Annotated in this window: 14 protein-coding genes; 7 read left to right on the top strand and 7 right to left on the bottom strand. The window is 63.5% G+C overall.

Annotated elements, in window-relative coordinates; translation table 11 throughout:
* The first annotated feature begins 87 nt into the window (after window positions 1-87).
* Together V6L75_RS01510 and uraD are read left to right on the top strand one after the other, a co-directional pair.
* Window positions 88-1,269: a urate hydroxylase PuuD gene (locus V6L75_RS01510; protein WP_334249766.1), complete on the top strand. Its 1,182-nt coding sequence runs from the start codon at window positions 88-90 to the stop codon at window positions 1,267-1,269.
* A gap of 36 nt (window positions 1,270-1,305) precedes the next feature.
* Complete coding sequence (gene uraD, locus V6L75_RS01505) at window positions 1,306-1,842, top strand: 2-oxo-4-hydroxy-4-carboxy-5-ureidoimidazoline decarboxylase (protein WP_334249765.1); 537 nt, start codon at window positions 1,306-1,308, stop codon at window positions 1,840-1,842.
* 3 nt (window positions 1,843-1,845) lie between these two features.
* Here uraD and V6L75_RS01500 read toward each other — a convergent pair whose 3' ends face one another.
* The 7 genes from V6L75_RS01500 to V6L75_RS01470 form a co-directional block, all read right to left on the bottom strand.
* Window positions 1,846-2,082, bottom strand: coding sequence for a hypothetical protein (locus tag V6L75_RS01500; RefSeq protein WP_334249764.1), 237 nt, complete (start codon window positions 2,080-2,082; stop codon window positions 1,846-1,848).
* A gap of 64 nt (window positions 2,083-2,146) precedes the next feature.
* Window positions 2,147-3,130, bottom strand: coding sequence for an energy transducer TonB family protein (locus tag V6L75_RS01495; RefSeq protein ID WP_334249763.1), 984 nt, complete (start codon window positions 3,128-3,130; stop codon window positions 2,147-2,149).
* On the bottom strand, window positions 3,127-3,534 hold the full coding sequence (locus V6L75_RS01490) for an ExbD/TolR family protein (RefSeq protein WP_334249762.1): 408 nt from the start codon (window positions 3,532-3,534) through the stop codon (window positions 3,127-3,129). The genes V6L75_RS01495 and V6L75_RS01490 overlap by 4 nt, the downstream gene beginning before the upstream one ends.
* Before the next feature lie 27 nt (window positions 3,535-3,561).
* Entirely contained in the window at window positions 3,562-3,948 is a 387-nt protein-coding gene (locus V6L75_RS01485; RefSeq protein WP_334249761.1) for a biopolymer transporter ExbD, read from the bottom strand.
* A complete protein-coding gene (locus tag V6L75_RS01480; RefSeq protein ID WP_334249760.1) occupies window positions 3,938-4,645 on the bottom strand; it encodes a MotA/TolQ/ExbB proton channel family protein in 708 nt (235 codons plus the stop codon). The genes V6L75_RS01485 and V6L75_RS01480 overlap by 11 nt, the downstream gene beginning before the upstream one ends.
* Before the next feature lie 10 nt (window positions 4,646-4,655).
* Complete coding sequence (locus V6L75_RS01475; RefSeq protein ID WP_334249759.1) at window positions 4,656-5,099, bottom strand: hypothetical protein; 444 nt, start codon at window positions 5,097-5,099, stop codon at window positions 4,656-4,658.
* A 1-nt stretch (window position 5,100) separates the two neighbouring features.
* On the bottom strand, window positions 5,101-7,221 hold the full coding sequence (locus tag V6L75_RS01470) for a TonB-dependent hemoglobin/transferrin/lactoferrin family receptor (RefSeq protein ID WP_334249758.1): 2,121 nt from the start codon (window positions 7,219-7,221) through the stop codon (window positions 5,101-5,103).
* 358 nt (window positions 7,222-7,579) lie between these two features.
* Between V6L75_RS01470 and V6L75_RS01465 the strand changes: the two genes are divergently transcribed.
* The 5 genes from V6L75_RS01465 to V6L75_RS01445 all read left to right on the top strand — a co-directional run bounded on the left by V6L75_RS01465 (window position 7,580) and on the right by V6L75_RS01445 (window position 11,829).
* The gene (locus V6L75_RS01465) at window positions 7,580-8,665 is read left to right on the top strand and encodes a hemin-degrading factor (protein ID WP_334249757.1); all 1,086 of its coding nucleotides are present in this window, start codon (window positions 7,580-7,582) and stop codon (window positions 8,663-8,665) included.
* A 23-nt stretch (window positions 8,666-8,688) separates the two neighbouring features.
* The gene (locus V6L75_RS01460) at window positions 8,689-9,612 is read left to right on the top strand and encodes a heme/hemin ABC transporter substrate-binding protein (protein WP_425498643.1); all 924 of its coding nucleotides are present in this window, start codon (window positions 8,689-8,691) and stop codon (window positions 9,610-9,612) included.
* 11 nt (window positions 9,613-9,623) lie between these two features.
* Window positions 9,624-10,721 (top strand): FecCD family ABC transporter permease, encoded by a 1,098-nt coding sequence (locus tag V6L75_RS01455; protein ID WP_334249755.1) that lies wholly within the window; start codon window positions 9,624-9,626, stop codon window positions 10,719-10,721.
* A gap of 5 nt (window positions 10,722-10,726) precedes the next feature.
* Window positions 10,727-11,524: a heme ABC transporter ATP-binding protein gene (locus tag V6L75_RS01450; protein WP_334249754.1), complete on the top strand. Its 798-nt coding sequence runs from the start codon at window positions 10,727-10,729 to the stop codon at window positions 11,522-11,524.
* Between the two features lie 74 nt (window positions 11,525-11,598).
* Window positions 11,599-11,829, top strand: coding sequence for a hypothetical protein (locus tag V6L75_RS01445; RefSeq protein ID WP_334249753.1), 231 nt, complete (start codon window positions 11,599-11,601; stop codon window positions 11,827-11,829).

The following is an 11,829-nucleotide window of genomic DNA, read 5'->3' as shown; positions in this document are numbered from 1 at the left end:
CTTGCACCGTGACCGTGCGCGGCCGGGCGTTCCGGCAGGGCCGCGCATGTCTTTCAGATAATAACAATTCCGTTCCAGAGCCTGCCCATGACCATGACCTTTGCCGCTGAATGGCTGAATCTGCTTTTCCGCTGGGCCCATCTGGTGGTGGGGATCGGCTGGATCGGCACATCCTTCTATTTCATCGCGCTCGATCTTTCGCTGCGCAAGCGGGAAGGCATGCGCGAAGGCGTCTATGGCACGGCCTGGGAGGTACATGGCGGCGGGTTCTATCACGTGGAGAAATTCACGGTTGCCCCGGCCTACCTGCCGCAGGATCTCATCTGGTACAAGTGGGAGGCCTATCTCACCTGGGTGACCGGATTTGCCCTGCTGGTGGTGCAGTATTACTTTAATGCATCATCTTATCTCATTGATGTGAATAAGCTTCAGATGATGCCGTCAGAGGCGGTTCTGATCTCGGTGATCAGTCTCGTGGCGGGCTGGTTCATCTATGACGGGCTGTGCCGCTCACCCATCGGCCGCAGCACGCCGCTGCTGGCGCTGTGTGTCTTCGGGCTCATCATGGGCGCCTCCTACATGTTCACGCAGGTGTTCTCAGGGCGCGGCGCGTTGATCCACGTGGGGGCATTCATCGGCACGATCATGGCCGTCAACGTGTTCGGCCTGATCATTCCGAACCAGAAGAAGATCGTCGCCAGCCTGCTGCGCGGCGAGGCCCCGGACCCGAAGCTGGGCCAGATGGGCAAGCAGCGCTCGGTGCATAACAACTACCTGACACTGCCCGTGCTGCTGATGATGGTATCGAACCATTATCCCATGCTGACCGGCCATCCGCAGGCCTGGCTTCTCGTCGGGCTCGTGCTGCTCATGGGCGGCATGGTGCGGCATTTCCTCAACCGGCATGAGGCGGGTGATCCGCTGAACCGCTACTGGTGGAGCCTTCCCATTGCCGCGCTTGGCTTTGCCGCAGCGCTGGTGATGACCGCCCCGCGCGACTTCTCCGGCGGCGATTCTGTCTCCGATGCAACGGCGCTGACGCTGATCCGCAACAATTGCGCCATGTGCCATGCTGCTACGCCGACGCATGAGGGCTTCAGTGAAGCACCCAAGGGTATCCATCTTGAGACGCTGGCCGAGCTGCGCCGCTATGCGGATCAGGTGATGGTGCAGGCGGTCCAGTCCGATGCCATGCCGCTTGGCAATGAAACAGGCATGACGCCGGAACAGCGTGAGGAACTGGGCCGCTGGATCGCCCAGAACAAGTGAATGGACCGGGACAAAAGACAGTTGGAGCACACCCACATGTCCGCCACGCCGATTGCCTTTCCCATCCCTGAAGCTTCGCTTGCGACGCTTGAGTTTGAGGCTTTCATGGCTGCCTTCGGCGATGTGGCCGAGCATTCGCCCTGGGTGGCGGAAGCCGCCTTTGCAGCGGGGCCTTTTGTCCGGCGGGAGGATTTGATCGCCGCATTTGAAGCAGCGATGCAGGGCGCTTCGCATGAAGAGAAACTGGCGCTGATCCAGGCCCATCCGGATCTGGCGGGCAGGGCGGCGATAGCGGGGGACATTGCAGAGGATTCGCGGAAGGAGCAGGCGGGGGCGGGCCTTGACCGGCTGACGGCCGATGAGTTTGCCCGATTCACTGCCCTCAACGATGCCTACCGTGCCCGCTTCGGCTTCCCGTTCATCTTTGCGGTGAAAGGCGCGACGAAGCACATGATCCTTGATGCTTTCGAGGCAAGGCTTGGCAATAGCCCGCAGTCCGAATTTGAAACCGCACTGGCCCAGATCACCCGTATCTTCCGTTTCCGCCTTGAAGACAGGATTGTTGCGGCCTGAGGCTCAGTTGGCGTCCAGAGGCTCGAACCGCCCGTCCATGAATTCGCCGCAGGGGCGGGCCCAGATGGTGCCATCTGTTCCCTGATAGAGGAAGGCCTCTTCGCCCGTGGCCTCGATCCGGCATTTGCCAACGATCCGGTAGATGCCGCCCGTTTTGCGGTGCTGCCACCGGGTGCCGCGCAGGGCCGGATCAAGCCCGTCGCAGGCAATCATCATCGTGGCATCTTCCGGTTCAGGCATTGGTACTTTCCGCTCTCTCTATCTGATGGCCCGCCGTCACGGGAGGCAAGCCATTTAGTTCAGCTTAGCGGCGCGTGATCTCGACGGGAACATTGAAATTCCATGTCGGTCTGCCTTCCTCTGCCGGAATGGGCGGGAAGGGCGCGGCGCGGCGGACGAGTTCCAGCGCGACTTCATCCACCTGCGGATTGCCAGAGCTGCGGGAGATGCGAATGGAGGAGACGCTGCCATCCTTGCTGACAACAAAGGACACGGTAGCAAGGCCTGCATCCCGCGAACGGACGCGGCGCATTGCCCGCTGCAGCGCGCGCTGGACCTGGCCCTTGTAGTTCGTGCGGTCCGAATTGCCGAGGACCGTTGACCGGCCCTGATTTTCGGAGCTGCCTTGTGAGGCTACCTGATCTGCGGCGCCGCCAGCGCCCTGAACCGCGTTGGCGCGGCTCTTGCCCTTCTGCGTGCTTGGCTGTCGCTGCGCTTCCGGCTTCTTCGTCTGGGTCTTCTTGACCGGCTGCACGGGCTTTGCCTCGCCCACCTTGACGGGCAGATCCTTCGGCCGCATGTCCGGCACGGGAACAGGCTCGATTGCGGTCACGGTCTCTTCCGGCGCCTCGTTGACCGGCGCGATGGCCTCCGCGCTGGTCAGCGGCTGGATCGCCAGCTCTTCCACGGGAGCAATTTCCTGCGGCTTGATGTCCTGAGGCTGGACTTCCGCCACCTGCTGCAGTGGTTCCTGAACAGGTGTCTCGACCGCTTCCTGCACTGGAGTTTCCTGCGGGTTGACCTGCTCCTGCGCCTCTGGCTCGGCCGCGTCGGGATCAACCGGCGCCAGCGTGTCGGGTGACTCGGCGGCAACCGCGTTGGCCGTGTCCGGATCACCCGCAGTCAGCATGTCCGTATAGGCTTCGCCCAGCATGGAGACGGAACCACCGCCCCCCCCTTCCAGCAGGGCCGGTTCCTCGGACGTATCCACCGTCAGCGCGACCGCGCCGAAATGAAGGCTCACGGAGGCCAGCAGAGCGGCTGCGAGATGCCAGGGTTTCAGTTTCATTGCGTGCCTGCCTTCCGCGTTACGACACGGATTGCCGGCGCACCGGCGGCATAGAGTTCGTCAACGATTTCCACGAGACGTGCCGCATCAAGATTGCGGTCCACACCGAGTTTCAGCAGGCTGTCCGGCCCCTCGGCGGGCAGCCGGTTGGCGGCGATATAGGAAGCCGCATCCGTGGGCTGGCCGCGGAACACCAGCGTGCCATCCGCGCGCACATAGAGCGCCTCCGGCGGCGGCAGGCTTTCCGCATCCGTGGTCTCCACCAGTTCCACCTGCTTGTCGGCGGGAGGCGCAAGCTGGCCTGCGACCAGAAAGAAAATCAGCATCAGGAATACGATGTTGATCAGCGAGATGGTGGTCTCCATCTGCCGCTTGTTTTTTTCGCGCGGGATCCGCACAGCCATGTCTGTAGCTCCTTGCTTCCGCAGCCGTTAGCGGGCGACGTGCAGGGTGAGCGCCGGCGCAAGGCGGCGCACGGTCTGGACGGTGTCGATCAGTGCCTGGGCGTTGGCCCCTTCGCGGGCGACAACGAGGGCGGAGGCCGCACCCTTTTCCTGCAGGTCAGACAGCCGTTCCTGCATCTCCTCAGGCAACACCGGAATGCCGTTGATGCGCAGGCCATCGGCCTCGACAAAAACGAGGATGCCCGGAGTGCCGGAGGCGCCGCCGCCAGCCTGACCGGGCTTGCCCAGATCCACCCCCGCAAACCGGGTGAAGGTGGTCGACAGCATGAAGAACAGCAGCAGCAGGAAGATCACGTCGATGAGGGAGGTCATCGACAGCGGCTTTCTGCGCCGCTGCGGCATGTCAATGCGCATGGGAAACCTTCCCGAGTGCAGCACCGTCCTGAGCGGCAGGCACATGGCGCTCGTGGTCATGATGGGCAACATCCACCAGAACCTGTGCGCTCAGGGTCTCAACCGCAACGCGCTCAGCCTCGATCCAGGATTCGAACATGGCCAGCAGGGCGGCCACCGGCATGGCGACGGCAAGGCCCGCTGCGGTGGTCAGCAGAGCCACCCAGATGCCGCCGGCGAGGATCGACGGATCAACCGCATCTCCCGCATTCTGCAGCGCCTGGAAGGCGTCGATCATGCCCAGAACCGTGCCGAACAGACCCAGAAGCGGGGCCAGCTGGGCGATGTTGTCCAGGGCACGGGTGCCGGACTGGAGCGAATGCAGCTGCTGGGTTGCCACACGGGCAATTTCGTCCTCGATGGCACTGCGGTCCATCTGGCCGGCTGCCGTCAGGCGCATGGCGGTGACGACCGCATGTTCTGCGGCGCTGACGGGGCGCGCCAGGCGCACCAGCGCTTCCTTGCGCCGGCCAGCCCGCCACAGAGCTGCTGCTTCCCGGGCCCGGCCCGGACGGGCAGTGCGGAAGCGGGCGAACTGGACAAACTTGGCAATGACAATGGCGCCAGCAACAACCGACATGAGCCCGATGATGGCGACGACCGAGCCGCCAAGCTCGATGAAGCTGAAGATCGGGGCGAGATAGGGAGAATCCAGCATGTCCGTGTCCTTACCGGGTAAAGCCGATGTCAGTGCGGCTTGTGGTGGTCAGCGGCGCGCTGCACAGCGGGCTGGCAGCGGCTGTCTTGCAGCCGGATGCGCCGTTGACGAGAATGGAACCGATGCCCGTGCAGGGCTGGTTCGGGATCTGGAACTGGCGGACCACTGTCTTTCCTTCCGGCAGGGCGCCGAAGTCGAAGACGGTCATGCGGTCCACCAGTCCCTCCTTGTTGAAAAGCACGAATTCGAAGCCTGCCGTCTCCAGCGCTGCCCCGGTGCCATTGGTGGCAACGAAGGTCAGCAGGCAGCCATTGCCCGCGTCCGCCGCCCGGTTCAGCTCCAGCTTGACCCCTTCTGCAGCAGCCGGGCCTATCTGGGCCAGAGCTACACCGGAGAGGGTGGAGACCGACAGCGCGGCGGCTGCGATCACTTCGAATTTGCGTGCCAGTGTCATGTCACCATCCGAATTTTTTGTTGACGGACAATTTGAACGTGCGCCCCTTGCCGTCATCGCCGGAGAGATTGTTGCGGTAGCGCTTGTCAAAGATGTTTTCGACGGAGGCGCGCAGCTCCAGTCCCTTGAACTGGCCCTCATCGAGCTTCCAGTTCACGAAGGCATCATGCAGGGCATAGCCGGGGAAGGGGCCTGTGGTGGCGCCAGCATCGGCAGAGCCGGTGAAATTGGCGCGCCAGCCGAAATTGACGTTGTAGTCCGGGATACGGCCGCCAAGCGTGAGGGCAACCGTTTCAGCCGGAATGGTTGTCAGTGCGGTATTGGTGGTTTCGTTCTTGCCGCGCGTCCAGCTGTAGGCGGCGCTGGCAAACACGTAGTGCGAGTCATACGCGGCTTCGAGTTCCACGCCGTAGATGTGCGCGCTGTGGACGTTCACATAGTAAGGCACAGCCGTGCGCTGGCGCTGCGGACCGGTGGTGATCAGGTTCGTCAGATCGTTGTAGAAGCCGGTGGTCTTCAGCGCGATGCTGTCATTGTCCTGGAACAGGTTCTGCCGGTTGATGGCAACGCCGGCCTCGTAGTTGAAGGATTCCTCCTTCTTCAGGTCAAGGCTGACGCTGCGCCCGCCGGGATAGGTCGCGTTGCGCGGGCCTGTCGAGAACAGTTCGTCCAGTGTCGGCAGGCGTTCGGTACGCGCAACCGAGCCGAAGACCGAGAAGCTGTCAGTGAACTTGTAGAGCGCGGCGAGCTTTGGCGAGAAGGCGTAGTCGGACTGGGTTGATGCGTTCGGGATCACGCTGTCCGGGCGCACGGTCACATAGTCAAGGCGCATGCCCGGAGTGATGGTCAGCCGGTCGTTCCAGATGAACTCGTTCTGCGCAAAGACGCCGATCTTGGTGTCCGTGCCTTCCGGATGAAAGTCGATCCAGCCCGTGCCACCCTTGGTGCTTGCGGTACGCTCCTGGTAGCTGACCTGCGTGCCCGCAGTCAGATAGTTTTCCCAGGTGTCACCTTTGAACTCGAAGGTGTTCTCCGCCTTGGCCTGCCAGGTGCGGTAGCCGTAGTCGGCATCGTAGAACAGCTCCGGCGAGCGCATCATGGAGCTCCGCGGCGCACGGGCGTTGGTCTGTTCGACCTGCGTGTCGGAGAAAGAGAGATTGACCTTCAGATCCAGGAACGGATTGTCGCTGGCCGGGTTCGCATAGGCCAGAACTACAGTCTGGTCAGTGATCTCGCGGTCGATGTTTCCGAAGGCATCCAGCGTGCCGGTCTGTGAATAGGCGGTGTTGTCCGCGTCGCTCTGCCAGCGCTCATAGGACAGGCGCACCGACTGCTCGTTGTTCTCGCCGAAGTGATGGGTGACCTTGGCGAGGCCGGAGAAGCTGTCGAAAGCCGAGCCAACCACACGGGTGCCATTGCCCGTCTCGTAGTCGGACGAGCGGCGGAAGTTGCCATTGATCAGGGCTTCGGTATTGGGGCCAAGCCGCATGGCGGCAATGGCGGAAGTCATCAGACCGTTCTTGTTGCTGTCAAATCCGGTCTTCAGGCGGACGGCAACCTTTTCTCCTTCTTCAAGGAAATCGGAAGCATCCTTCGTCTCGAAATTGATGACACCGCCAAGGGCGCCGGCTCCATACAGCGTGGAGGAGGCAGGGCCGCGCAGAACCTCGACACGCTTGTAGAGCTCAGGGTCCGAGAAGAAGGAACCCATGCGGTACATTTCGAAGAACTTGTTGGCGCCGTCGACCGTGATGATGATCTTGGATTCGTCCGCCGACCCCAGATCACCGATGCCGCGGATGTTGAAGGCCTGGCCGCCGATGCGGTCGCTGCCGACCACGGTGATGCCCGGTGTCTGGCTGAAAATGCCGCCGATGGTCGTCGCCTGGGCGTTGTCGATCTGCTCCTGATCGATCACCGTCACGGCCTGCGGGGTATCGATGGCGACCTTTTCCTGTCCGGCGCCGAGAACGATCTTCTGCAGTGACGTCGTGGCCTGCGGCTTGTCTGCTGCCTTTTCTGCCACTGGTGCCTGCTGCGCATTTGCGCTGCCAGCATATGCGAGCGCAATCAGCGCCACGCCGCTCAGCCAATACCCTGCCGTGCCCCGTCCGCGAGTCATTTGATGTGCCTCTTTCTGGTGTGTCTCGCTGGCTGGCAAAGGGCTCGCTCGCTGAACTGTCAAACGCTAAAACCTGATTAACGTATTCAGGTATTGCGGTCGATACAAAAGATGAATATTGAAGTCAACTATCGGCGTGGCAATCCTGTCGCGGATCAGCATTTTTGCGGGATCTTGCGCGGTTGGGCCGCCGGATGAATCTGAACAGAACGGCGGGCCTGCCAGGCAAGACCCCAGCTTCCGGCCGCCGGTTCCCATCACGCACCATGCTTGAAACGCGTTCTGCAAGGGCTTGGCGTTAGCAGGCGCGAACGCTTGCCTGCTCCCAGCAGCAGCACCCAGCAAACCGGGGGAAACGATGACGTCTACTGCCTATCGCGATCTGGCGCCGGAGGAGATCCGCGCCGCTGTCAGCGCCAATCCGGACCGCCGCGAGCGCGATCTGGCGCAGGAACTGGGGATCAGCGAAGCACAGCTTGTGGCCTCGTTTTGCGGCCATGGCGTGCGCCGTGTCGAGCCTTCGATGGCTGGCATCTGCGAGGGCATGCGGGCTGTGGGGGAGGTGATGGCTCTGACCCGCAACGAAAGCGCCGTCCATGAAAAGATCGGGCTATTTGAAAAATTCGTGAACGGCACCCGCACCGGCCTGATGCTGGGCAGCCAGATCGACACCCGCATGTTCCCATCGCATTGGGTGCATGCCTTTGCGGTGGAAAAGCCCTCTGATCAGGGGCCGCGCCGCAGCCTGCAGGTGTTCGACGCTCATGGAGAGGCCGTGTTCAAGGTGCATCTGCGCGCCGCTTCCAATGTGGAGGCCTACGAGGCGCTGGTGGACCGCCTTATGCTGCTGGACCAGACGCCGGGCCTCGGCACAGTCCCCCTGCGCCCGCAGCCTGAGCCTCGCCGCCCCCTCGATGGCAGCAAGGCGGATGACCTGCGCAGCCGCTGGTCTGCCATGAATGACCCGCACCAGTTCTTCAACATCCTGCGTGAACTCGACATCGAACGCATCAATGCGCTGGCGCTGGCGGGCGAAGACAAGGCCTGGCAGGTGGATGGCGACAGCATCCGCGTCATGTTGCGGCTGGTGTCCGACAATGCCATTCCGCTGATGTGTTTCGTCGCCAACCGGGGATGCGTGCAGATCCACTCCGGTCCGGTGATGAACATCAAGGAGATGGGGCCGTGGATCAATGTCATGGACCCGGCTTTCCATCTGCATCTGCGGCTTGACCACATCAGCGAGATCTGGGCCGTGCGCAAGGGCGCTGATGTGGGGCATGTGACGTCGCTGGAAGCCTATGGCGCTGATGGCAATCTGATCATCCAGTTCTTCGGCGTGCGCGGTGAAGGCAACCATGAGCGCGGCGACTGGCGCGAACTGGTGGAGCATCTGCCACGCCTTGTTTCTCAGACAGCGGTGCTGCCGTTTGCAGCCGAATGAGCCCGGCGCCTTGCAAGGATAAGATGATGCGTGTGCTTTTCTCTCTCTCCCGTCCGTGCAGCCTGCCGCTCACGCCCATGGCCGTAGCGCTGCTGTGTCTTGGTCTTGGCTTCACGGCACCTGAAGCCCGTGCGCAGGAGCCTGCCTCTCTGGCTGAAGCCCAGCGTATCGTCTCCGTTGGTGGAGCCGTGACGGAGGTGGTCTACGCCCTTGGCGCGGAAGAGCGTCTGGTGGCGCGCGACAGCACCAGTTCCTATCCGCCGGAGGCGCTGGCGCTGCCCGACACGGGTTACATGCGCGCGCTGTCGCCGGAAGGCGTGCTGGCGGCCGCCCCCGATGGCCTGCTTGTCATTGAAGGCAGCGGCCCGGCGGAAGCGCTGGATGTGCTGAAGAAGGCCGGTGTGCCGCTCGTCATGGTGCCGGACCGCTACACCGCAGAAGGTGTTGCCGAAAAGGTGCGCGTGGTGGGCAAGGCGCTGGGGCTGGAGGACAAGGCCGAGGACCTGGCGGTGAAGCTGGAGGCGGATCTCAAGGCTGTGGCGGAAGCTGCGGCCAAGCGGCAGGTGAAGCCGCGCGTGCTCTTCATCCTGTCCATGCAAGGCGGCCGCATCATGGCCTCCGGTGAAGGCTCGGCTGCCGACGCTGTCATTCAGCTTGCCGGCGGCGTCAACGCGGTTTCCGGTTTCAACGGTTACAAGCCGCTGAGCGATGAGGCGGTTACGGAGGCAAAGCCGGATATCATTTTGATGATGGAGCGCGGCGGGCAGCATGATGCGACCCTGGAGCAGATGCGTGCCAATGCAGCCCTGGCGCTGACACCGGCAGTTCAGGCCGGGCACATCGTGCGGATGGACGGGCTGTTCATGATCGGCTTCGGGCCACGCACTGCCGATGCCGTGCGCGAGCTTTCGGCCGCCTTTGACAAGGCCGCAGCGGCGGGCCAGTGAGGAACCGGCAGATGGCCATGACAGCAGCTGAGACAGTCGCCGCCGTGCACGGGCCTCTTGAAGGAGACCGCAGCGGGCGGGCGCGGCTGGTGATTGCCGGGCTCTCCGTCCTCCTGATCCTCGCCATCCTGCTGGCGCTGATGACCGGCCCGACGGGCCTTGCGAGCCTTGATGCGCTTCTCGGCATTCTCACAGGCCGCGAGAGCGAGGGCCCCTTGGCCCTGCGCAACCGGATCATCCTCGCCGATATCCGCTTTCCGCGCATGGTGGTGGGCGTCTTCATCGGCGCGGGGCTGGCTGTCTCCGGCGTGCTGATGCAGGGGCTGTTCCGCAATCCGCTGGCCGATCCCGGCATTGTTGGCGTCTCGTCAGGGGCCGGACTTGGAGCAGCGCTGATGATCGTCGCCGGGTCCTGGCTGCCGGCCGGTCTGATGGCTTCGCTGGGCATTCTCGCGCTGCCCCTTGCTGCCTTCCTTGGTGCGCTGGGGGCGACGGTGCTGCTCTACCGGATCGGCACGCGCGGCGGCTACACGGATGTGGCAACCATGCTTCTGGCGGGGCTCGCGGTCGCAGCCCTTGCGCAGGCTGCCATCGGCTTCCTGATCTTTACAGCCGACGACAAGCAGCTGCGGGATATCAATTTCTGGCTTCTTGGATCGCTCGCGGGCGCGACATCAGACAAGATCCTGATGTGCGCACCGGTGATCGCCGCCGTGCTTGTGTTCATGCCTTTCATGGCGCGCGGGCTGAACGCGCTGGTGCTGGGCGAGGCGGCGGCGGGGCATCTGGGCATTCCCGTGCAGCGGTTGAAGCGGCTGTGCATCGTCGCCGTTGCGGCGGCGACCGGGGCCGGTGTGGCCGTCAGCGGCAGCATCGGCTTCGTCGGCATCGTCGTACCGCATCTGCTGCGCCTGACCATCGGCCCGGATCACCGCTACCTTCTGCCTGCATCTGCGCTGCTGGGGGCAAGCCTGCTGCTTCTTGCCGACACGGTGGCACGCACCATCGTGACGCCCGCCGAACTGCCCATCGGCATTCTGACCGCACTGGCTGGCGCGCCCTTCTTCCTCTGGATCCTACTGAAACGGCGGGGCTTTGCGCTGAGGTGACGGACATGGCAACGCTGGATGTGAAGACCCTTACCGTTTCGCTCGCCGGGCGCGACATCGTGCGGCAGATTTCCTTCGAGGCGCGGGCAGGCGAGGTAACGGCGATTGCCGGGCCGAACGGATCCGGCAAGAGCACGCTGCTCAAGGCCATCTGCGGTGAACACCGGTATGACGGAGACGTCTATCTGAACGGCCATGATCTGCGCCGTGTTCCGGCCCATGTGCTCGCGCGCTTCAGGGCCGTTCTGCCGCAAAGCTCGGCCATCGCCTTTCCGCTGACCGTGACCGAACTGGTGCGGCTGGGCGGCGCGGGAGTGCCGCCGCCGGATTCCCGCGTGCGCGAGGCGCTGGCTCGGGTGGGTCTGAACGGTTTCGGCGGGCGGCAGTATCAGTCGCTGTCGGGCGGCGAGCAGCAGCGGGCGCAGCTTGCCCGCGTGTTGTGCCAGATCTGGGAACCAGTGGGGCCGGAAGGGCCGCGCTGGCTGTTCCTGGACGAGCCTGTCGCCAGCCTCGACATTCACCACCAGCTGATGATCATGGACCTGGCCGCAGATTATGCGCGGGCCGGGGGCGGTGTCGTGGCCGTGATGCACGATCTCAACCTCACGGCGATGTATGCGGGGCGTGTGCTTGCCCTGAAAGCGGGGAAGGTGATTGCCTGCGGCACGACCGCCGAAACGCTGACGACCGAGGTTCTGTCCGAGGTCTATTCCTGTCCCTTGCGCGTCGGTGCCGTGCCGCCGCCCGGAACGCCTTTCATCCTGCCGCATCTTTGCCATGCGCGTCTGCATGCTGCGGAATGACGACGATCTGCGCCTCTGTGGTTTCATCCGCCAGTGAGGATACAGATCAGTCCATTCCAGACACAGGAAGCCTGATGATGCGCCTTCTTCCAGTTCCGCCCCGCGCCTTTGCCCTTGCGGTCCTGATGGCCGCCGCTCTTGTTCCGGCGGGCTGCGCCTCGGTCGGCGTTGGCGGTGCGGTGATCACCTCCAGCCCGGAAAATGGCACGCAGGTGCGCGGCGGCGCTGCCGGTCTTTCCACCGGTCCCGATGGCATCACCGCCAGCCGCGTGACCATTGATGGCGGTTCGGCTGGCGGATACTGA

It is taken from the genome of Pannonibacter anstelovis (assembly GCF_036881715.1).
Classification (GTDB): domain Bacteria; phylum Pseudomonadota; class Alphaproteobacteria; order Rhizobiales; family Stappiaceae; genus Pannonibacter; species Pannonibacter anstelovis.
The sequence above is the reverse complement of the archived record's forward strand: the minus strand, read 5'-3'. Positions and strand labels throughout refer to the sequence as shown.